Annotated in this window: 16 protein-coding genes, 1 rRNA gene, 1 pseudogene and 1 riboswitch; all 18 genes and pseudogenes read left to right on the top strand. The window is 37.8% G+C overall.

What is annotated here, in order from left to right:
• Positions 1-141: 141 nt before the first annotated feature.
• Complete coding sequence (locus KHA96_RS20190) at positions 142-1356, top strand: IS4 family transposase (RefSeq protein WP_213130861.1); 1215 nt, start codon at positions 142-144, stop codon at positions 1354-1356.
• Positions 1357-1680: 324 nt separating this feature from the next.
• The gene (lacZ, locus tag KHA96_RS20185; RefSeq protein WP_213131148.1) at positions 1681-4809 is read left to right on the top strand and encodes a beta-galactosidase, LacZ type; all 3129 of its coding nucleotides are present in this window, start codon (positions 1681-1683) and stop codon (positions 4807-4809) included.
• Between the two features lie 248 nt (positions 4810-5057).
• Positions 5058-6347 carry an ABC transporter substrate-binding protein gene (locus KHA96_RS20180; protein WP_481748257.1) on the top strand — a complete coding sequence of 430 codons (1290 nt, stop codon included), beginning with the start codon at positions 5058-5060 and terminating at the stop codon, positions 6345-6347.
• 123 nt (positions 6348-6470) lie between these two features.
• Positions 6471-7346, top strand: a complete 876-nt coding sequence (locus tag KHA96_RS20175; RefSeq protein ID WP_213131146.1) for a carbohydrate ABC transporter permease — start codon at positions 6471-6473, stop codon at positions 7344-7346.
• A complete protein-coding gene (locus KHA96_RS20170) occupies positions 7339-8163 on the top strand; it encodes a carbohydrate ABC transporter permease (protein WP_213131145.1) in 825 nt (274 codons plus the stop codon). The genes KHA96_RS20175 and KHA96_RS20170 overlap by 8 nt, the downstream gene beginning before the upstream one ends.
• Positions 8164-8304: 141 nt before the next feature.
• Complete coding sequence (locus KHA96_RS20165) at positions 8305-8895, top strand: HAD hydrolase-like protein (protein ID WP_213131144.1); 591 nt, start codon at positions 8305-8307, stop codon at positions 8893-8895.
• 1 nt (position 8896) lies between these two features.
• On the top strand, positions 8897-9454 hold the full coding sequence (locus KHA96_RS20160) for a cysteine hydrolase family protein (protein ID WP_213131143.1): 558 nt from the start codon (positions 8897-8899) through the stop codon (positions 9452-9454).
• 18 nt (positions 9455-9472) lie between these two features.
• Entirely contained in the window at positions 9473-10939 is a 1467-nt protein-coding gene (locus tag KHA96_RS20155) for a nicotinate phosphoribosyltransferase (protein ID WP_213131294.1), read from the top strand.
• 19 nt (positions 10940-10958) lie between these two features.
• Positions 10959-11786 (top strand): ammonia-dependent NAD(+) synthetase, encoded by an 828-nt coding sequence (gene nadE, locus KHA96_RS20150; protein ID WP_213131142.1) that lies wholly within the window; start codon positions 10959-10961, stop codon positions 11784-11786.
• A 353-nt stretch (positions 11787-12139) separates the two neighbouring features.
• Positions 12140-13096, top strand: a complete 957-nt coding sequence (locus KHA96_RS20145) for an AAA family ATPase (RefSeq protein ID WP_213131141.1) — start codon at positions 12140-12142, stop codon at positions 13094-13096.
• Position 13097: 1 nt separating this feature from the next.
• Positions 13098-14321 carry a DUF58 domain-containing protein gene (locus tag KHA96_RS20140; protein ID WP_213131140.1) on the top strand — a complete coding sequence of 408 codons (1224 nt, stop codon included), beginning with the start codon at positions 13098-13100 and terminating at the stop codon, positions 14319-14321.
• Positions 14318-16501, top strand: a complete 2184-nt coding sequence (locus KHA96_RS20135; RefSeq protein WP_213131139.1) for a transglutaminase TgpA family protein — start codon at positions 14318-14320, stop codon at positions 16499-16501. The genes KHA96_RS20140 and KHA96_RS20135 overlap by 4 nt, the downstream gene beginning before the upstream one ends.
• 68 nt (positions 16502-16569) lie before the next feature.
• Positions 16570-16671: riboswitch (purine riboswitch) on the top strand.
• Between the two features lie 109 nt (positions 16672-16780).
• On the top strand, positions 16781-18334 hold the full coding sequence (gene guaA / locus KHA96_RS20130) for a glutamine-hydrolyzing GMP synthase (RefSeq protein ID WP_213131138.1): 1554 nt from the start codon (positions 16781-16783) through the stop codon (positions 18332-18334).
• 378 nt (positions 18335-18712) lie between these two features.
• Positions 18713-19291: a hypothetical protein gene (locus KHA96_RS20125; protein WP_213131137.1), complete on the top strand. Its 579-nt coding sequence runs from the start codon at positions 18713-18715 to the stop codon at positions 19289-19291.
• 429 nt (positions 19292-19720) lie between these two features.
• Complete coding sequence (locus KHA96_RS20120) at positions 19721-20236, top strand: hypothetical protein (RefSeq protein WP_213131136.1); 516 nt, start codon at positions 19721-19723, stop codon at positions 20234-20236.
• Between the two features lie 661 nt (positions 20237-20897).
• Positions 20898-21179 (top strand): hypothetical protein, encoded by a 282-nt coding sequence (locus tag KHA96_RS20115; protein WP_213131135.1) that lies wholly within the window; start codon positions 20898-20900, stop codon positions 21177-21179.
• 26 nt (positions 21180-21205) lie between these two features.
• A pseudogene (locus KHA96_RS20110) lies at positions 21206-21751 on the top strand (tyrosine-type recombinase/integrase); the annotation flags it as partial.
• A gap of 977 nt (positions 21752-22728) precedes the next feature.
• A 16S ribosomal RNA gene (locus KHA96_RS20105) occupies positions 22729-24277 on the top strand.
• Positions 24278-24288 lie beyond the last annotated feature (11 nt).

Below are 24288 nucleotides of genomic sequence, written 5' to 3'. Positions count from 1 at the left end.
CCACTAGTGTTGCACGTTTGTAAAAAAATGTAAGGTCAGACTAAATATTAATTTTCCACCTTGCGGTAAAATAAAAAAACTCCTAATGTAGATAGGGAAAGACGACCTCATCAGTTCCCTACACTACAAAAGGAGCACGCAATGAATAGTGTAGATCAAGATTTAGTCTTTCGTCAATATTTATCTTTATTACCAGCCACAACACTGGCATGCCCATCCCATAATTACAACTTCACAAAATTATCGGATGAATCCTTAGTGAAAATATTTCTCCTTTCGACCCTCTTTCGCTGGGGTAGCCTTCGGGAAATCGAAGTAGCTATAAGGTCGAAAAAGCAGATCCAAAATGAACTCAAGATTGGCTCCATTAGTGCTTCTCAGATAAGCCGTCGGCTTAGGTCCTTGGATACAGCTGAGTTATCAGCCTTGTTGGGTCGCATCGCATGGAAATATTGGTCCATTAAGTCCAAGGCAAAAGGAATCCATTCAAATGTAGGGATATTACGTATCATTGATTCAACGTTCATAAAATTGCCCAACCAGGCTTCCGACTGGACGGCTGTATCAAAAGATTCCAGCGGGGTAAAATTGCATCTTTGTTTGGCCGTTGCCTCTTCCGACAGTGTGTTTCCTGAACGGATGATTCCTTCCACCTCCAATGTTGCGGATATAGATGCCGTCAATCATTTGATTGATTGTGACGATGCCACCTATGTCATGGATCGTGGATATGGTGAAAAAACTAAAATAGGCGGTTGGCTTAGCAGGGGCGTCAAGTTCTTAGTCCGTGTAAAAAAGACCTTTAAAGTTGAGACATTGAGAGAATATACCCCTGATGTACCTAATGTAACAAAGCATGCGAAAGTCTCGATAAGGACAAGGCCTGAAAGGTTGAAGCTCGTTGAATTTACGGATAACGAAGGCACATTTTTCCGAATCTTGACAAATCGCTTGGATTTAACTGAACAGGAGATCATGGATACCTATAAAAACCGATGGTTTATTGAGATTTTCTTCAAATGGTTAAAACAACATATTAAAGTAGAGCATCTATTCAGCCATTCGCCGATTGGAATATGGAATCAACTATTCCTTTCTCTCATTACCTTTGGATTGCTTGAGATATTAAAACTACTGAAACAGCCTAGAAAAACAGCTTGGCAATTTTTAAGGATCCTTCGCCAATATCTTTTGGATTCGTGGGATGAAGTAAACAGGGAATTTTATCGCCCTCAAAAAAGAAGCAAAGGAAGACAGAAGGTACCTAGTAAAATACCTATCCCACGAATATATGGTGAAAATGTAGCAATTGTCAGCCCGATTTCAAAGGATCATTACGTAAAGAAAGAAAAATAGAAAAGTAAATATTTACAAAAAAAGGGAACTGGGTCGAAATAGACTGAGCGTTACCTTTTTTTAAAAAATAGAATGAAAGCGACTGGAAAATTTTTACTTTTAAATCAAAAGTTACATTTATTGGTTATCGTGCAACACTAGTGGCGAGTGCCAGGCACCCAAACAATTCAGAATCGTGTCGAAGTTGTGTGAGTGCCTGGCACTCACACAACTTCTATTAATTTTATGGGGATGGTTCTTTCGGTTGGAGCTAGAAGATATAATATTTGGGGTGTAAAATAAAGGTGTTGAATTACACTAAATGAAAAAAGCGAGGGATCGTGTATGCGAAGGCTGAAGGGGAAGTTTGTGTATAGTCCGCCGAAAAATGGGTATCCGGAGTGGAATAATAATCCTGAGGTTTTTCAATTGAATAGAATGGAAGCGCATGCGATGTTAATGCCTTTTGAAACGGTTAAGGAAGCATTGGAAGGGAATCGCAAGTCTTCGAAGTATTTTAAGTCATTGAATGGTCAATGGAAATTTTCGTTTTGCGAAAATCCTGAGAAAAGAAATAAACGCTTTTATGAGGCTGATTTTGACAGCAGTAATTGGGATGAGATTAATGTTCCAGCCCATTGGCAATTGCAAGGCTATGATTATCCACAGTATACGAATGTTCGTTATCCGTGGATTGAAAAAGACGTCATTGAACCCCCATTCGCTCCAACGAACTATAACCCCGTTGGACAGTATATCCAAACGTTCACAGTGCCAAATGCATGGGTTGATCAACCTGTATACATAAGTTTTCAAGGTGTTGAATCTGCTTTCTATGTTTGGGTGAATGGAGAGTTAGTTGGTTATAGCGAGGATACGTTCACGCCTGCTGAATTCGATTTGACTCCGTATTTACAAGAAGGTGAAAATAAGCTTGCTGTTGAAGTATATCGCTGGTGTGATGCAAGCTGGCTCGAGGATCAGGATTTTTGGAGAATGAGCGGCATTTTCAGAGATGTATATTTATTCTCAACCCCTAAAGTTCACATACAGGATTTCTTTGTTACAACAGATCTTGATAAAAAATATCAGGATGCACAATTGAAAATTCAGGCGAAAATCTCCAATTATTTCGAAGAAAGCATCGAAAATCCGGTTTTGGAAGCGAGGTTGTTTGATCAAAAACAACAGGAAGTTTTGGAAACACCTTTCATTGCCCAGGCAAATATTTCGGAGAACGCTGAGGTGAAAATTTCAACCTCTTCGTTAGTTAAAAATCCTTTGAAGTGGAGTGCAGAGCATCCCAACTTGTATACTCTCGTGTTAATTTTAAAAGATAGTGCGGGACAAATCATTGAAACAATAAGCTGCAAAGTTGGCTTCCGAACATTTGAACTAAAAGACGGTTTAATGAAAATAAATGGCGAGCGGATTGTTTTTAAAGGTGTCAATCGTCATGAATTTTCCGCTGATAAAGGCCGTGCTATTGATTATGAAGATATGGTCCAAGACATTACCTTAATGAAACAGCATAATATTAATGCCGTGCGCACGTCCCATTATCCAAACAACCCTTATTTATATGAATTATGTGATGAATACGGTCTTTATGTTATTGATGAAAATAATCTAGAAACACATGGAACATGGTATTACGGTCAACAAGAATTAGAAAATACAGTGCCGGGAAGCAGGTCTGAATGGACAGAAAATGTTTTAGATCGATGTAATTCAATGTTCCAGCGTGATAAAAACCATCCTTCGATCATCATTTGGTCACTTGGAAATGAATCATTTGGCGGCGACAATTTCATAAAGATGCATGAGTTTTTTAAAGAGAAAGATCCTACCCGACTTGTTCATTATGAAGGAGTTTTTCATTACAGACCTTCTGATGCAGCTTCTGATATGGAGAGTACAATGTATATTACTCCTGAGGACGTTGAGAAATATGCTCTTGCAGCTGAAAAGTCTACTAGTGAGGCGAAACCGTATATTATTTGTGAATACGTACACGCGATGGGGAATTCCTGTGGAAATCTGTATCAATATACCGAGTTATTTGATAAGTATCCAATATTGCAAGGTGGGTTTATTTGGGACTGGCGTGATCAAGCTCTACGAACGGAAACAGCTGATGGTATTGAATTTTTAGCTTATGGTGGAGACTTTGGCGAGTCGCCGAACGATGGAAACTTTTCTGGAGATGGCCTTATATTTGCCGATGGCACCGTTTCACCGAAAATTTTTGAAGTGAAAAAATGCTATCAAAATATTGAATTTTACGATGCGAACTTGGAAAAAGGTGAAATCACGTTAAAAAATAAGCATCTGTTTTCTGATCTAAGTGATTTTGAGCTACGTTGGCAAATAGCAGAAAACGGAAAAGTCGTAAAAACAGGCAAGACAGATATAATCGTACAGCCGAATTCAATCGCGAACGTACAGCTTGGATTAGCATTAGGAGATTTAGCTGCTTCACAAGGTGAACTTATACTAACTGTAAGCTGTCATCTTAAAGAAAAAACTGTGTGGGCAGATAAAGGCCATGAAATCGCGTTTGAACAGTTTATGCTGAAGATCCCAGCTAAAGTTGAAGAATCTGTGTCAGAAGTATTAAATACAGATGAACAAGAGATAGATTTTACAATTACGGGTGAAAACTTCTCTATTCTCTTTAATAAAAAGACTGGAGATCTTGAATCATATAAGGTTGCTGACTTAGAAATGCTGCAATCACCACTTGCTCCAAACTTTTGGAGAGCGATGACCGATAATGATCGAGGAAATGGTTTGAATGAGCGCAGTGCAACATGGCGGGAAGCGGGTAAAAACCGTCAACTAAAATCTTTCAATGTTGAGGCAGCAGAAGATACGATCGATATTACAATAACGCATGAGATTCCAACATATAATACTTCAACCTGTAAGATTCAATACACGATCAAACGGTCGGGAACCATTGATGTTAATTATGAATTAACGCCAGGGAGTGAGCTGCCGGAAATTCCTGAAGTCGGTATTCTATTTACAATGGATCCAAAATTCGAAGATATTAATTGGTACGGTAAAGGCCCGCATGAAAATTATATCGATAGAGAAAAAGGGGCGAAAATTGGTCTGTACAAAGGAAAAGTGAAGGATCAATATGTTCCGTATTTAAAACCACAAGAATGCGGAAATAAGACAGAAGTTAGGTGGATTACGATTAAGAATGGAAATGGAATGGGGTTAAAGGTATCCGGACATCCTGCAATTGAAGCAAATGTTCTTCCATTTACACCATTTGAACTTGAAGAAGCAAGCCATTCTTATAAATTACCGAAAAGCAAGCAAACAGTCGTAAGAATAAATACTAAACAAATGGGAGTCGGCGGCGATGACAGCTGGGGCAAAAAAACTCATCCGGAATTCACATTATTCGCTGACCAAGCATATCAATACTCGTTTACATTAAGTCCAATCAATAAATAAGATTTGGGCTCATGATTATAGCTGAAGAGCATATCAATTTTAAAATACAAGATTGAGTCGCACCTACAAACTACCTCAATCGCTTTATCGTAGTAAACGCATTTCAATAATGAGATGACACTATTCGTCATTAAAACAAAGGATGTCCTTGCAAATATAAGGACATCCTTTTTATACGCCTCCATGCATAATATCTGTAATAATTTCCAAACTAATGGCAAGATCTTAAACCATTTGGGGGGATTATGTTGAAAAAGATATTTTTTTTAATGGTCGCAATGACTTTAATTATGACGGCGTGTTCTTCAGGGTCATCTAATAAAGGCGGGGGAAAAGACGATACGAAAAAAGGCAATAATGAAATCACGGCCTGGGCATGGGATCCTAAATTTAATATTGCCGCTCTTAAGCTCGCAGAAGCTAATTATAAAGATGATCAAGATTTTAAATTAAAAGTAATTGAAAATGGCCAGCCAGATATTGTTCAAAAACTTAATACCGGATTAAGCTCTGGAACAATGAAAGGGATGCCGAATATTGTCTTGATTGAAGATTATCGGGCACAAAGTTTCCTGCAAGCTTATCCTGATGCGTTTTATGATCTATCGCAATCATTTAACCCACAAGATTTTGCTGATTATAAAATTGCCCCTACTAGTTTTAACGGAAAACAATATGGGTTGCCTTTTGATACAGGGGTGACTGGATTATATGTTCGAACAGATATGTTGAAAGATGCTGGGCTATCAGTCGATGATGTTCGGGATATTGACTGGGATGAATTTATTTCAATTGGAAAAACGATAAGGGATAAAATAGGGAAAGGCTTTCTCACACTAGATCCGAATGATTTAGGAACGATTCGGATGATGATTCAATCTGCAGGTTCATGGTATTTGAAGGAAGATGGCGTAACGCCAAATTTAGCAGATAATGAAGCATTGAAAGAAGCATTTAGAGTATACAAGACGTTGTTAGATGAAAAAATTGCAGTGACAACATCTGACTGGAGTCAATTTTTAGCTGCCTTTAACAATGGAGATATAGCGGGGGTTCCTACAGGAAATTGGATTACGCCTAGTATAAAAGCCGAGGAATCTCAGTCGGGCAAATGGGCTGTCGTTCCGATTCCGCGATTACCGATTAAAGGTGCTGTAAATGCTTCAAACTTAGGTGGAAGCTCTTTCTACGTATTGAATATAGACGGAAAGGAAAAAGCTGCTGATTTCCTGGGAAAAACATTCGGTTCCGATAAAGACTTTTACCAGAAGCTTGTAAAAGAAGTTGGAGCACTTGGTACGTATAAACCAGCTACAGAGGGTGAAGCGTATAAAAGCGGTGACGACTTCTTTGGTGGACAAAAAGTAGTCGAGGACTTCTCAAATTGGATGAGTCAAATTCCGGGTGTAAATTATGGAATGCATACGTATGCAATAGAAGATATTTTAGTCGCGGAAATGCAAAATTATTTAAGCGGTAAAAACATTGATGATGTGATGAACGATGCACAAAAGCAGGCCGAAGCGCAATTGAAATAATGAAGTAAACCCTTGGGCAATTCTTTGATCGACTATCATTTTTGAGCCGGTCCAAAGAGGATTGCCCGAGATTTTATCTTTCCTGCAAGAAGGAATAGAGTTTAATCAAGGAGTGAAGGAGCCATGAATTATCGGTTAAAAAGTAATACTATTGGTTGGTCTTTTATCCTGATCTCAGTCATCTTTATTTGTTGGTTTTACTTTTACCCAATGATTCAGGCATTGATTTTATCCTTTAAATCAGGGGTTGGAGCAAATTTGCAATTTGTCGGACTTAATAATTACGTCCGATTATTTAGCGACCCTACTTTTATAGCGGCGATTACGAATACGTTTATTTATTTAATCGTTCAAGTTCCAATCATGATTATTTTGGCCTTATTTATATCAGTATTATTGAATGACCGTACATTGAAATTTAAAGTTTTTTTTAGAACAGCGATATTTTTGCCTTGTGTTACTTCTCTCGTCGCTTATTCGGTTATTTTCAAGTATTTATTTGCTGCAAACGGACTAGTGAATAAACTTTTATTATCATTATCGTTGATACATGATCCGATTCAATGGTTGACTAATCCTTTCTGGGCAAAAATAACGATCATTATAGCCATTACATGGAGATGGACTGGCTATAATATGATCTTCTATCTTTCAGCACTTCAAAATGTTGATCCATCTATTTACGAAGCAGCTAAAATTGATGGAGCCTCTGGGATACACCAATTTTTTAAAATAACGATCCCTTTATTGAAGCCGATTATTTTGTTTACTTCCATTACTTCAACAATTGGCACACTGCAAATTTTTGATGAGATCATGAACATTACGAAAGGCGGTCCGGGAAACGCAACGACCTCTATTTCGCAATACATATATAATCTTTCGTTTAAATACACACCCGACTTTGGGTATGCTGCGACGGTTTCCTACGTAATTGTAATCCTAATCGTCTTGTTCTCAATCCTACAATTTAAAGTGGCAGGTGATCGCAATGTTTAGTATTAAGCGTTTTTTCATTTATCTGTTTCTAATCATAGCCGCTTTCGTTTCAATCTTCCCTTTTTTATGGATGATCTTAAGCATGACTAATAAATCTGTCGATGTTACGAGAGGACGGTTATTGCCTGGCAGCTATTTATTGGAAAACCTTTCAAATTTGTTTACGACAGTTGAGATTGTCCCAGCACTGATTAATTCTTTCATTGTTTCCGTATCCACAACGATATTGGCTTTATTAATCGCTTCTTTAGCAGGCTATGGATTTGAAATATATAGAAGTACGGCGAAGGATGCTGTTTTTAATGTTCTTTTGTTATCGATGATGATTCCATTCGCTGCATTAATGGTTCCTTTATATCGCATGTTCGGCAGCATTTCACAATTTGCACCGATATTTGGTATAGATACATTGGCCGCTGTTGTTTTACCGACGATTACAACGGCATTCCTAATCTTTTTCTTCAGACAAAGCGCAAAAATGTTTTCAAAGGAACTGATTGAGGCAGGTCGGATTGACGGTCTGAGTGAAATAGGGATCTTTTTACGTATTTTCCTGCCTACGATGAAAACCACGTATGCCGCCGCCGCGATCATAACTTTTATGTCGAGTTGGAATAATTATTTATGGCCGCTCGTCGTTTTACAAACACCTGAAAAAAGAACAATACCTCTTCTCATTTCCAATCTTGGTGCCGGCTACTCGCCTGACTATGGTGTCATAATGACAGCGATCGTCATTGCAACATTGCCGACAGCTATCGTGTTTTTCCTCATGCAAAAACATTTTGTCGCGGGAATGATGGGATCTGTAAAATAATGCTTGTAGAGAAGTTTTCTCTACAAGTTTTTTTATGAAAAGTTCGGTGATAAGAAACAAGCAATGAAATGTAAAAAGGTATATTGTATAATGAATATTAGTTTCAGAATTCTGAGTTTTTTAGACGTAGGAGTGATGTCATTGCGACTATTATGGGACTTAGATGGAACAATATTTGATACATATCCAGCGATATTAAATAGTTTTTGTTCTGTTTATGAAGAAGTCCACGGGAAATCCGTTGATAAGAAGGAAGCACTTCGTTGGTTAAAAAGAACTTCGAAAGAGGCATTTGCCCACTTCGGTATATCGGAAGATTTTCGAGAGAGATTTAAAGTATTAGACCATGCTGAAGCTGAGGCAGGAAGTCCACCTTTCAATGGGATCGAATCTATTTTAGCTCAAGCGGAAATAAATGTGATTGTGACACATCGCACAAGAGCATCTACAAAGGAATTGCTCGTAAAATGGGGATTACTCCAGTATTTCGATGAAATTGTCAGTCCTGATGATGATGGATTTCCGAGGAAGCCAGATGTAGCTGCATATGAATATGTTCATAATAAATATCAATTGGAATGGGCAATTGGAGACCGGTCTCTTGATTTAATACCTGCCAAAGCAGTTGGAATGAAAACATGCGCATTTCAAAATGAGGATATAGAAGCTGATTTACACATCGATGCTTACACTTCATCATTCCTTGAAAAATTAAAAACGGGGAGCGAATAAGATGAAAAAAGCACTTTTAAACGTAGACTATACATATGATTTTGTAGCCGAAGATGGCAAACTTACATGCGGCAAACCAGGTCAGGAAATTGAAAAAGCAATTGTATCTATAACGAAAAAGTTCATTCAAGACGATGATTTTGTAGTCCTTGCCATTGATAAGCACACGGAACGTAATGAATATCATCCAGAAGCAAAACTATTTCCTCCGCATAATATTGAAGGAACGAGTGGCAGGGACTTATATGGAGAGCTTTCCGAACTATATAAAAAGCATAAAAATGATTCAAATGTCTATTATATGGATAAAACAAGATATAGCGCTTTTGCGGGAACAGATCTGGAAATAAAACTTCGTGAACGCGGAATCCAAGAAATACATCTTTGTGGTGTATGTACAGATATTTGTGTATTGCATACTGCGGTTGATGCTTATAATAAAGGCTTTCAAATTGTCGTACATGAAGATGCTGTGGCAAGTTTTAATCAAGCAGGTCATGAATGGGCATTAGGGCATTTTGTTAAAGTATTAGGAGCGAAGGTAGTATCAGGAAACTGAAATTTGGAGTGGTTTACAGTGAACGATCATTATAAAGACGATGGATTGGCTTTGCATACTGATTTATATCAAATAAATATGGCGAAAACATATTGGCAAGACGGGATTCATACTCGTAATGCTGTATTTGATCTTTATTTTCGAAAAATGCCTTTCGCAAATGGTTATGCCATTTTTGCAGGCTTGGAAAAAATCATTCATTTTATTAAGGATTTCCGATTCAGTGAAACCGATATTGAATACTTGCAAGAGGAAATCGGTTATGAAGTGGAATTCGTAGAGTTTTTAAAGAATTTAAGATTTACTGGAACGATTCGTTCAATGAAAGAGGGAGAAGTTGTTTTTAACAATGAACCTATTTTACAAGTAGAAGCACCGCTTGTAGAGGCTCAATTAATCGAAACTGCCTTGTTGAACATTGTGAATTATCAAACATTAATTGCCACAAAAGCTTCCCGGATTAAACAAATTGTAGGGGATGAAATTGCCTTAGAATTTGGATCAAGAAGAGCCCAGGAACTGGATGCGGCACTTTGGGGAACGCGGGCTGCTTTTATCGGGGGATTCGATGGTACAAGTAATGTTCGAGCGGGTAAAATTTTTGATATGCCTGTTGCGGGAACTCATGCTCATTCCATGGTTCAGGCATACAAAGACGATTATACTGCTTTTATGAAATATGCGGAGTCCCATCGCGACTGTGTATTTTTAGTAGATACGTATGATACATTACGGTCAGGAGTGCCGGCTGCGATAAAAGTAGCGAAAGAACTCGGCGACCAGATCAATTTTAGGGGAATTCGCCTTGATAGTGGAGATATGGCTTTCTTGTCAAAAGAAGCGAGAAGAATGCTGGATGGGGCAGGGTTGAAAGATGCGAAAATATTCGCGTCCAGCGACTTAGATGAATACACGATTTTACATTTAAAAGCGCAAGGTGCTAGGATTGATTCGTGGGGAGTTGGAACGAAGTTAATTACGGCCTATGACCAGCCTGCATTAGGAGCGGTATATAAACTTGTCTCAATAGAAAATGACCAAGGTGAAATGGAAGATACAATAAAAATTTCAAGTAATGCTGAAAAGGTTACGACCCCAGGCAGAAAAAAGGTTTATCGGATTATAAATAGGTTAAACCGTAAATCAGAAGGGGATTATATTACTTTATGGGAAGAGAAACCTGAAGATGAGCCGCGCCTTAAAATGTTCCATCCGGTTCACACTTATATTAGTAAGTTTGTAACCGATTTTGATGCGATTAATTTGCATGAAGTGATTTTCAATAAGGGTGAGCTTATGTACCGTTTGCCTGAACTAAAGGAAATCCAAGGGTATGCAAAGGAAAGTCTTAGTTTGCTTTGGGATGAATACAAAAGATCGCTCAATCCAGAGGAATACCCTGTCGACCTTAGCCAAAGATGCTGGAATAATAAAATGAGAAATATTGAAGAAGTGAAAGAAAAAGTAAGTAAATTGAAAAGATGATAGGTCAGGAGGAGTCATAGTGGATAAACTCCAGCAGCAAATTATTGAAGAACTTAAAGTTCTACCCGAGATAGACGTACACGAGGAAATTCGGAAAAGTATCGATTTTATGAAGGACTATATGAAGAAATACCCTTTTTTTAACGGATTTGTGTTAGGCATATCCGGAGGACAAGATTCTACACTTGTTGGAAAGCTTGCTCAAATGGCCGTTGATGAATTAAATGAAGGAAGAGATATAAAGAAATTCAAATTTATTGCCGTTCGCCTTCCATATGGAGAGCAATTCGATGCAAGTGATGTAGAAGATGTATTGGCGTTTATAAAACCAAGTGTCACTTATGAAGTAAATATTAAAAAAGCGGTTGACGCAAGTGTTGAGGCAATGAAAGATGCTGGGGTAGATATTACTGATTTTACAAAAGGAAATGAAAAAGCACGGGAACGCATGAAGGTTCAATATAGTATTGCTGCTATGAATAATTGTGTTGTACTGGGAACAGATCAAGCAGCAGAAGCTCTGACAGGCTTTTTCACCAAATTTGGCGACGGCGGCTCTGATCTAGTACCGATATTCCGATTGAATAAAAGACAAGGTAAGCAGATGTTGAAGGAACTCGGCTGTCCGGAACATCTATATATGAAAATACCAACAGCAGACCTTGAAGATAATCGACCACTGCTTCCCGACGAAGTGGCTCTTGGGGTTTCTTATGAGGAAATTGATGATTACCTCGAAGGGAAAGAAGTTTCGGATACGGCTAAAAATACAATCGAGGCCTTATATCGAAAATCAGCACATAAAAGGCATTTGCCAATTAATGTATTTGACAACTTTTGGAAATAGATTGACGAATAACTGGGACAGGTATAAAGTATCAAAAACTGATGCTTTTCGCCTGTCCCTTTTTACTTAATTCAACAATTTCTCAGTTTTGATAAATGGTAGAATAGATGTAAGAAAATCTTGGATCAATAAAAGAACTTAAAGCTGGATTCATTTAGAAGTCTTCTGATAATGCCACAGAGTTTTTAGGAATATAGGAATGTAAGCTAAGAGTAGAGTGTGACGCCCTGTGGAATTATGCACGATTAAAAATTTGGGCATCATTGATCTTTCAATTTACGGGAGGATTTTCCTGTTTTAGACAGAATATTAAGGATATAGAGACAAAATAAAAAAACGGCGGGTGTATATGGATGAACAGTGATATGATGCAGCAGCAAATTAAAAAGATTTTACAAAACATTGAAAAGGTCATGATTGGAAAAACCGATGTTGCAAGACTTAGCCTATTAGCCCTTTTGGCGGAAGGTCATGTCCTTCTTGAGGATGTTCCTGGAGTAGGTAAAACGATGATGGTTCGAGCATTGGCCAAATCAGTAAATGCCTCTTTTAAACGTATTCAATTTACCCCGGATTTACTTCCTTCCGATGTATTAGGGGTTTCAATATATAATCAAAAGGAAATGGAATTTACTTTTAGACCAGGACCGATTGTAGGAAATATCATCCTAGCCGATGAAATTAATCGAACTTCTCCCAAAACGCAGTCAGCCCTATTAGAGGGAATGGAAGAAAAAAGTATCACTGTTGACGGTGTCACTCTCCAATTGGAAAAACCGTTTTTTGTAATGGCTACGCAAAATCCGATTGAATATGAAGGTACGTATCCATTGCCAGAGGCCCAGCTTGATCGTTTTTTATTAAAAATGAAAATGGGCTACCCTACTGCACAAGAAGAAGTGGAAGTGTTGACTAGATCACAAAAAGTACCGCCAATTGAAGAATTAAAACCTGTTATATCACTAGAGGAACTACGGGATCTTCAGCAACAGGTGAAAGAAACCTATGTTGAAGAATCGTTAAAACAATATATCGTTGAACTTGCAAATCGAACAAGAAATCATCCAAATGTATATTTAGGTGCAAGTCCGCGTGCATCTATTGCACTCATGAAGGCATCACAAGCTCTTGCGTTCTTATCTGGAAGGGACTATTGTATTCCGGATGATATTCAGTATTTGACACCATATGTATTTTCGCACCGGATGATTTTAAAGGCGGATGCAAAGTATCAAGGAATCACAACTGAAAGTATTTTAAATGAACTTATAGAAAAAACTCACGTCCCAATAAAAAGGGCTGTTAAATAGTATGAAATTGAAATTCAGACGGAATCGGCTTTTTGCAAAATTGAAACCTTTTATCGGTTTGATTTTATTATTTCTACTTTTAGCACTTGCCTATTCTTATGCAATGTTTCAGGGGGGATTTGTCAGCTGGTTTTTATTTTTCAGCTTTCTTCCCTTCGCCCTCTATTCTATCGGCCTATTCATTTATCCTTTAAATGATTTTCAAATCGAGAGAGTTTTTAGTCCAACACAATTAAGCTCCGGAGACGAAGTAACGGTAAACATCACGTTGACGAGAAAAATCCCTTTTCCTCTGCTTTTTTTAGTCGTTGCAGATTGGGTTCCAGAAGGTTTTTATAATCGGGAAAGTAAGAAAATTTTATTCCCCGGCTTTAAAAGAAGATTTGAATACAAATATAAAATTAATAATATCCCACGGGGAGAGCATGTTTTTGAAGCCTTTCGTTTTAAAACTGGCGACGTTCTTGGATTAGTAGAGAAGGAAAAGTGGTTTGATTGCAAAGAAAGCCTGCTCGTTTATCCGCAATTTGAGGAAATTGTATATAGAGCCTTAGAAAGTCAATATGAACAGGGTGGTACAGCATCTGCCATGCAGTTTCAAAAGGATACTTCACTTGTCGCGGGGATCAGACAATATCAGCCAGGCGATCGTTTTTCATGGATTGATTGGAAGGCGCTGGCACGTACGAATGAAATAATGTCGAAGGAATTTGAAATACGGCAAACAAATGATCTTTTGCTTATATTAGATCGAACAAAGTCGGAAAGTTTTGAGGAAACAGTTAAGTTTGCTGCCTCCGTCACAAAATCAGTTTTAAAATATGGGGGACAAATTGGTCTTTTTTCTGCTGGAAAAGATAAAACCTTTTTTCCTATCCGGGGCGGAGATCAGCAAGAACAGCAAATATTCTTTCATCTTGCCAAGGTAAAGGCGGATAGTTCCGTACCCTTAGCCAATATTATTGAAAATGATTCAATTCTTTTTGCACAACCATCTGTTATGGTCGTAGTAACTTCTACTTTAAGCAAAGAATTGATTGACCAGGCAGGCGTATTTACACGACGTAGGGGAACGTTTGTCATTTATCACGTTAAAAAGAGAATCGAGCAGGCAAATCAAAATGAACTTATGCTTAAAGCTTCTGCTATGAAAAAAGGAATCATAATGATTTCGCTTCATGATGATGAGTTTCGATCAGCATTTATGGAGGTGAGGCGTGCGTGACTAAAAAACATTACGGTTCTACTTTCATTTTATATGTGTTTGGTTTCTTGCTTTTATGGGAATGGCTTCGACCACTTGATCAGATTACTCCTACAGGGGAAATCCAATATTTTGTTGTGTTTATCGCTGCTTCTCTTTTATTAAATAATCTTCCATTCTATAGCTGGCTTCGGCGATTGTTAAAGATAGGTATTATTATAGTGTTTCTTTTTATCGTGTTTGGACGTCAGGAACCGAGCGTTGTTACGTGGTTGATTGTATTTTTAAAAGACGCTTATGTAAATATGAAGCTCCTACTAACTGCTAATGTTTATGATTTATCAGATATGTTTCGAACGTTCCTGTTTTATATATTAATTTGGATTATGACCTATCTTCTTACTTATTGGCTGACGATACGGAAAAGGATATTTATTTTTTATATGATGACCGTTGTTTACGTTACTGTACTAGACACGTTTACAGTCTATAACGGAGAGTGGGCGATTGTCCGAATTGTAGCCATAGGCTTTACATTGCTTAGTATATTATTTTTTCAGAGACTTATTGATAAAGAGCAAATTCGAAACCACGGAACTCTTTTAAGTAAATGGGTCATTCCCCTTATTATGATGATTGTTGCGAGTGTTTTTATAGGTTATGCCGCGCCGAAAGCCGGTCCAATTTGGCCGGATCCCGTTCCATTTTTTCAATCAACGGCAGATAATGTTTTTCCTAGAAAGGGAGATGTAGCAAGAATTGGATATAGCAGCGATGATTCGTCATTGGGTGGCCCCTTTATAGGAGATAATCGGACTGTTTTTGAAGTGAAAACTCCTACTAAGCAATATTGGAGAGTGGAAACGAAAGATATTTATACTGGAAAAGGCTGGGAAGGCACAGAGGAATCCATTCAAGGAGTGTTTCTCGCAGGGGAAGAAATGGGTATGGATATTGCTTCAACAACAGATGAACCGATTCGAAAAGCATCGTTGGATTTTAAGATTACCTACCCACATATTGTTTTACCTTATGGTTTTTTATCAGTGCATGGCAACGAAGAGGGATATTTTAAATTTGATGAAGGCGAAAAAATCTTGTCGCTTAACACTGATGATTCGCCATCTAAGCTCGCTCATTATGAGATTGAGTATAGAAGAACAGCTTTTAGCTTAAAAGAAATGCGCATGACTTATCCAAGCGAATTGAATTCCCCAGCTACGGTTAAATATACACAGCTTCCTATGAACTTACCTGCGAGGGTTCAAGAATTGGCGGAGGAAATAACGAAAGATCAAGACAATTGGTTTGATAAAGCAAAAGCTATTGAAAACTTTTTTAAAAGTGGAGACTATGTATATGATCAGACTGATGTAGCAATCCCTACAGAAGATCAGGATTACGTCGATCAATTTTTATTTGATACGAAAAGAGGGTATTGCGATAATTTTTCAACTTCAATGGTTGTCCTCCTACGTGCCGCTGGAATTCCTGCTAGATGGGCGAAGGGGTATTCAGCTGGTCAGTATAATGGTGAAACTGAAGGAAAAGATAGGATATATAAGATTACAAATAATGATGCTCACTCATGGGTCGAGGTTTATTTTCCTTCAGAAGGTTGGGTTCCGTTTGAACCTACAATTGGGTTCAGCAACAATGCTACTATCGTAAATGATGAAGAGAAAGAAACAACTGCTCCTGTAACACCGGCTATTCAGCCTTCAAAGCCAAACAAAATAGAAAACAAAGATGATATAAAAAAAGAAGAGAATAAACAATCAAAAAAAGCGGATTCCACAAACATTTTAAATAAAATTGATTCATTTATAGAAAAGAGTAAATACATCTTAGTGTTCACTTTTGTAGCGATGATGATAGCAGTTGGCTGGCTGTATTGGCAAAGGAGCAAATGGATACCATACGTGCTTTTGTGGAAATATAAAAGAAAAAGCGATGAGGATACGCTCGTCACAGCATATGAAGAATTATTAAAACAACTTGAACGGTTCGGAGTGAAACGTAATATTGGGCAGACACTTCGCGAATATGCGAACTATGTTGATTATCATTTTGATACAACAGATATGAGCGCCTTGACACAGTGTTATGAAAGAGCGATCTATAGAGGAGATAAACTTGAAACGGAATGGGACTATGCGAGTGAGTTATGGGAAAATTTAATTAAAAGGACAACAGGTTGACCATGTTTTAAATCAGGTTTAAAATAAACGCAGGTTAAATGTTGTGACGGTAATTAAATACATGACGATCGCCTGAATTGGCGAAACTTCATATAATCCCATAAATATGGTATGGGAGTCTCTACGAGGCCACCTTAAATGGCTTTACTATGAAGGCAGGTCTTTCCATTGGACAAGCAAAATTTTTGTTCTGTCTTCTTTTATACTGGAATTCTGCCTTCTTAGTAATAGGAGGCGAAGTTCCAGTTTTTTAATTTTTTAGAAGAGGGAGGATCTTAAATGCCTGGAAAAACAGAATTGCATGATCAGGAAATGATTGTTGTTTTAGATTTTGGAAGTCAATATAATCAGCTAATCACAAGAAGAATCCGTGAATTTGGTGTATATAGTGAATTGCACCCACATACGATTACTGCCGAGGAAATTAAAGAAATGAATCCGAAAGGGATCATTTTATCAGGTGGGCCAAATAGCGTATACTCCGAGAACGCGTTTCGCTGCGATGAAAAACTATTTGATTTAGGGATTCCGGTTTTCGGTATTTGTTACGGAATGCAGCTTATGACTGTTCACTTCGGAGGAAATGTAGAGCGAGCAAAAGGTCGTGAATACGGAAAAGCATTGATACAAATAGAAGAAGGTGCTTCTTTATTTAAAGGTCTTCCGAACGAGCAAGTTGTTTGGATGAGTCATGGTGATTTAGTTCAAAGCGCACCTGAAGGCTTTTCGATTGATGCTACAAACCCATCATGCCCTATTGCTGCCATGAGTAATGAAGAAAAGCAATTTTATGCTGTTCAATTCCACCCAGAGGTTCGCCATTCTATACACGGCAATGAAATATTGAAAAACTTTGTATTTGATATATGCGGCTGTAAGGGCGATTGGTCGATGGAAAACTTCATTGAAGTAGAAATGGAGAAAATACGTCAAGAGGTCGGCGACAAGAAAGTGCTATGTGCACTGAGCGGCGGGGTTGATTCTTCCGTTGTAGCTGTCTTAATCCATAAAGCGATAGGTGATCAGCTCACATGTATTTTTGTCGATCATGGCTTGCTTCGTAAAGGCGAGGCAGACAGCGTCATGAAAACTTTCAGTGACGGATTCCACATGAATGTCATTAAGGTCGATGCAAGTGATCGTTTCCTTGGAAAATTAAAAGGTGTTTCTGACCCAGAGCAAAAACGTAAAATCATCGGCAATGAATTTATTTATGTATTTGATGATGAGGCGACTAAACTGGAAGGTATCGAATTTTTAGCCCAAGGTACCCTTTATACAGATATCATTGAAAGTGGAACAGCAACAGCCCAAACAATCAAATCGCATCATAACGTTGGCGGATTGCCAGAGGATATGCAATTTAAATTAATCGAACCTCTAAACACATTGTTTAAAGACGAAGTGAGGGCGCTCGGTACGGAACTTGGTATTCCGGATGATATCGTTTGGCGACAACCATTCCCTGGACCAGGTTTAGGAATTCGAATCCTCGGTGAAATCACGGAAGATAAACTAGAAATTGTGCGTGAATCGGATTTTATTTTACGTGAGGAAATTAAAAAAGCCGGCTTGGATAGAGAAATTTGGCAATACTTCACAGTGCTGCCGGATATTCGAAGTGTTGGTGTAATGGGCGATTCCCGTACGTATGACCATACAATCGGAATAAGAGCCGTAACATCAATCGATGGAATGACTTCTGATTGGGCTAGAATTCCTTGGGATGTTCTTGAAAAGATCTCTACTAGAATTGTGAATGAAGTAGAGCATGTAAACCGGGTTGTTTATGATGTTACGAGTAAACCGCCTGCGACGATAGAGTGGGAGTAAAGACATAACTTGATTTAACAAAGTACAGCCTATTTTACATGGTTTATTGAAATATAAAACGTGTGAAATAGGCTGAATTTAAAGTAATACCCCAACCACCCCTACTAAGATAAATCCTATAATTTTTATACATCTCGCACCTTCCCCCAAAAATATAAATGAATCAGAAAAGACTACTTCCTATTTTTTGAAACAATTAAATAAAGTACATTTTATTTAAAGTTAATCAATTGCTACTTTTTTGTAAAATACCCAAAGTATATATTGAATTGATAAAGAGTGTATATTATAGTGAATATAATTATAAATATGGGAACAAACGTTTCGTAATATATTTGGAAATTGAGGGATGATATGTTAGGTTATTGCAGTCATTTTATGATTAACAATAGAGTTTTCTGTGAGGTTTCTATAGCAAAGGGAATTTTAAAAAAAGATATAAAGTACATTCGATATCCATTTGCTAACTATTGGTTTAACCGACCTCTTGGTATGCGAAATAAACAAAAAAAATTAGAGAGAATTGTGAATGGTTATGAGTTATTTATTCCTGAAAAATTTACTTTAGAAAATCCAGTACTTTATGAATTTCGAGTGAAAGAAAGAGAACTATTTGGAGATGGGACACGAGTTTCAAGTTGGAGTGCTATTTCAAGTGAATTTGGTATAAATTATTACGCAAGTCTTGGACAAGATTGGTATCTTGATCTTGAACCTATGAATTCAGAAGGAATTAAAAAATTTTATGATGTATTTGAATTTAGATATTGTGGAATACTACAAGAAAGTAATGATAAATTAAGTGTTTATGATAGTTTTAATGATATTTACAAAGTTATTAATCCAAATACTTTAGAAGTGGAATTGAACTATAGAAAAATAAATAATTTCCCTTCTGAAAAAAGATTTGATGTGAAAGATAAGTTTGATGCCTTGTATTCATTTAATGAAAAGTGAATGTACTAAATTTTGATTAGTAAGGATTGAAAAGGTAAGAAATGCCCCTCAAGAATTTTCTTGGAGGGGCTTTTAAGTTTGAAAAAAAGTGAAATCCTTTTTGAGGTTCAAAATATTTTTTCTTCTTTCTCTTTATGAGAATCGAAAAGTTCCGTAATTTCTTGGAGGAATAATTAGATTTTACGAACAAATTTGAAATTAAGGCCATATTCCAAGTTATTTAATAATCTTATTCCCGCTCAACTTTTACTATCATGTAACTATAAGAGAGAATAAATAAAGTGATTTGAGTTTCTTAATACTATTAAAAAATTTTTAATGGAATAGTGATGGGTACCACAAAGGTACAGATAAATATAAACTTTCAACATTTGCCAAATCATATTGTACAGGTTAAAATAAGTTAATGATTGAAAAGGTGGAAAGTTTATGAACTATTATCAAGCTCGAATAGCGATTGATACAGCACAGTTACTAGAAGAAATGAAAAAAATTTATGAAAAAAAATCTGGAGTAACTATTACAAAGGGAAATGTTATTATGAAGGCTTATGAGGATTCTTTGTGGGTAGATGACTGGAAAGAAATATTTAGAGAACAAATCAAGTTATCTAAACATTATGAAATCCCTCCTAATTCATTAAAGCTTAGAGTTCAAATAAGCGAGGAAGTTGAACAAGGAATTAAAAATTTAAAAGATTTATTACCTAGTGTGCTGAGTGAATCAAGAAAACTACGGAATGTAACTATTGGAGTCTGTATAAGATTGATACTAAGAGCAGCTTATATTAAGAATGTGGAATTGGGTGATGTTAAATCGAGTGAAATTGAGTCAGCGATAAATAGATATAAAGAAGAAGCTAAATCTACATTTGATGAAGATAACTATAAAAAAGTAGTAACTTTATTAGATAAGCTTAGTTCTGAATTTTTAAATAAATTCTAAAAACTACGTTTGCCAAATTATTTTATACAAAAACATTGACACATTACAAGCATGAAAGTAGTATGTAATTAAGGGTTTGTATAATTTGATTTGGCATATTTTTTTGAGATGAAAACCGCCAAATCTGATTATACAATTATGATTGAAATTGCAAAGAGTGTACTTTGTAATTCTCTCTTTTTACTTAAAAGAAAGGTTGGTAAAAATGGCTTATGAAACGCCAGAAGGCAGAGAAATTATTAAAGTAGTAGTCAATATTGAATAACTTCAAAAGTCATTCTCGAAGTTTGCCGATAGATTTCCTTACGAATTGTTGGGGGAACTAGATGATCTTGAATATGAAATTGTTTCAAGTTCAGAGAAGGTGGAAGTTTAATAACGGAAGAAATAGAGGACGAAACGAAGGTGAGAGGAGGTTCTTCACAATTGTTGATACGAAGGAAGGAGGGAAGTTGCAATGACTGAGCAAGACATTATTCAGTGGCGAGAAGAAGACCCACAAGGCTACCAAAATTACTTGGATTATTTAGAGGAATGGGCAGAGATAAACCATGAAAATTGGGAATTGTAATGGAGGTATAGGGGTTGAGACAAACAAGATCCCTGACAATATTAGCAAGAAACTCATATTAATACAACAAAAAAAGAAAGAAGGGAAATAATGTTTTCAGGAATGAGAGAAGAAACTTTAAGGAAAATTCATAATCAGGAAAATAAAATAACAGGAGATAAAAATGTTCCTCATAATAGTGTAGTTGTTAGTGCAAGGGAAGAGCTACAAGGAATCTATTCTGGAGAAGGTCGTATTTATCCAAAATATGCTAAAGAAGTTGTTATAGCTTTAGAATATGCGAGAAATCACCATCACTTTGAAACTGGGTACTCAATGCTTGAAGATATTGAAAATGGTAAGAGAATTGACTTCAATGATTACAAAAAGTGAAAAAGTTAATTAAGAGAGTAACTATCGAGGTTACTCTCTTAATTAATAATGATATTGATATGAAACAGAAATGTTTACGTGTTCATCATACGTTAATTTTAAAATCAAGAAGTGATTAGAAAAGAAATTCCTATACTAAAACAGAAGATGGAAAAAGAATAATTGCCCTTGATGATGATACTATAAACATTTTTACAAGCTGGCGTAATAGACAATCGGAAATAGGATTAGGAAACGAAAACGATTTTATTTTTAGTTATGATGGGCTACCAATGATTAAATCAATGATAGCAATAGCACGAATTATTGAACGTTATTCAAAATTTGCAGAAGTGAAAAAGATACAAGCAAAAGGGTTGCGACACTCCCATGCTTCCTATCTCATCAATGAATTTAATGTATCAGTTCTTGTTCTATCTCAACGTATGGGACATTCAATCCAGAGATTACTACGCCCACATGTGGAGTGGTGTAGATATTGCAATTGCTGACGAAATGACTGGGAATATAAAAATCCAAACCGCTGTAGAAACAAAAGTTAAATTTAAGGAAATCAATCACTTAAAAAATGATGTGCGTGGGTGACGATAATTTATAATGAAACATTCATTAAATGTTGTGGTGAGTGCGGTATTGATTTTGTTAATGGTCAAACGGTTTATTATACATGGTATGAACATAGGTGTTTTTACTACAGTTGTAAGAATGTAATGGATAGTAGAGTAAGTGAATCATATTTGGATTGGCAAATTCGAAAGGTTAATAGAGGTGAATAATTTTTATGTCTGTAATAGAATTTGATTTTAAACCGTTTGTAGCATGCTTAACTATTGGGGAAATGGAGCTTACTTGGATACATAGAATGGACAATGAGCATGATATTTTTCAATAGCTTTCGAGTGTAGATGGATTTGACTACTATTTTATTAATGACATTTTAGTCATTCCTGATCCTGTGCCGGTAGCGAGAGAGAAATGGAATAGAAAAATTGGTATCAATGGTTTGGAAATAGAATGCCAAGGAAGCTTTTTAGTTTTTTTCAATTTTAATGAGGTAAAGGAAGGGATTATTTTTGCTGATTCATTGACACTTCCACAGTTTGAATTTTTGAAAAGTAGTATTCGGTGGGTGTGATTTTTTAAATTCCCCCAAGATGCCCCCCGAACCATTAGAATTTTCTTAAGAATGTTGTTAAATCATGGGTGAGGTAGTACCATCTTATTATTGAGTGGGAATAATACTTTTACTAGGAAAAGGCCTATTGGCATACGCTGGTAGGTCTTTTGTTATATTAGGATAATAATGTAATAATTTTTTTGTATAAATTAATTGACGAGGTGTGCCTAAGATGGTACTATAAGTGAACAGTCAACAGCGAATAACGATTTAAAAATATTATTCAAAATGCTTGACTGTTAAGAGAAATGATGATATATTAATAGAGTTGCTTCTGACAGCAACATCATATTTGATCTTTGAAAACTGAACGAAACAAAACGTCAAAAATTATTTTTTTTGCAAGACCAGCTAATGAGCTAAATCAACTACTTATATGAGAGTTTGATCCTGGCTCAGGACGAACGCTGGCGGCGTGCCTAATACATGCAAGTCGAGCGGATCTTTAGGAGCTTGCTCCTAAAGATTAGCGGCGGACGGGTGAGTAACACGTGGGCAACCTGCCTGTAAGACTGGGATAACTTCGGGAAACCGGAGCTAATACCGGATAACTTCTTTCCCTGCATGGGGAAAGGTTGAAAGACGGTTATGCTGTCACTTACAGATGGGCCCGCGGCGCATTAGCTAGTTGGTGAGGTAACGGCTCACCAAGGCAACGATGCGTAGCCGACCTGAGAGGGTGATCGGCCACACTGGGACTGAGACACGGCCCAGACTCCTACGGGAGGCAGCAGTAGGGAATCTTCCGCAATGGACGAAAGTCTGACGGAGCAACGCCGCGTGAGTGAAGAAGGTTTTCGGATCGTAAAACTCTGTTATCAGGGAAGAACAAGTACCGTGTAACTAACGGTACCGTGACGGTACCTGACCAGAAAGCCACGGCTAACTACGTGCCAGCAGCCGCGGTAATACGTAGGTGGCAAGCGTTGTCCGGAATTATTGGGCGTAAAGCGCGCGCAGGCGGTTTCTTAAGTCTGATGTGAAATCTCGCGGCTCAACCGTGAGCGGTCATTGGAAACTGGGAAACTTGAGTGCAGAAGAGAAGAGCGGAATTCCACGTGTAGCGGTGAAATGCGTAGAGATGTGGAGGAACACCAGTGGCGAAGGCGGCTCTTTGGTCTGTAACTGACGCTGAGGCGCGAAAGCGTGGGGAGCGAACAGGATTAGATACCCTGGTAGTCCACGCCGTAAACGATGAGTGCTAAGTGTTAGAGGGTTTCCGCCCTTTAGTGCTGCAGCAAACGCATTAAGCACTCCGCCTGGGGAGTACGGCCGCAAGGCTGAAACTCAAAGGAATTGACGGGGGCCCGCACAAGCGGTGGAGCATGTGGTTTAATTCGAAGCAACGCGAAGAACCTTACCAGGTCTTGACATCCCGCTGACCGGCCTAGAGATAGGCCTTCCCCTTCGGGGGCAGCGGTGACAGGTGGTGCATGGTTGTCGTCAGCTCGTGTCGTGAGATGTTGGGTTAAGTCCCGCAACGAGCGCAACCCTTGATCTTAGTTGCCAGCATTTAGTTGGGCACTCTAAGGTGACTGCCGGTGACAAACCGGAGGAAGGTGGGGATGACGTCAAATCATCATGCCCCTTATGACCTGGGCTACACACGTGCTACAATGGATGGTACAAAGGGCTGCAAGACCGCGAGGTTTAGCCAATCCCATAAAACCATTCTCAGTTCGGATTGCAGGCTGCAACTCGCCTGCATGAAGCCGGAATCGCTAGTAATCGCGGATCAGCATGCCGCGGTGAATACGTTCCCGGGCCTTGTACACACCGCCCGTCACACCACGAGAGTTTGTAACACCCGAAGTCGGTGGGGTAACCCTCTGGGAGCCAGCCGCCGAAGGTGGGACAGATGATTGGGGTGAAGTCGTAACAAGGTAGCCGTATCGGAAGGTGCGGCTGGATCACCTCCTTTCTAAGGAATCT

Source organism: Bacillus sp. FJAT-49711 (assembly GCF_018343715.1).
Taxonomy (GTDB): Bacteria; Bacillota; Bacilli; order Bacillales; family Bacillaceae_C; genus Lederbergia.
The sequence above is the reverse complement of the archived record's forward strand: the minus strand, read 5'-3'. Positions and strand labels throughout refer to the sequence as shown.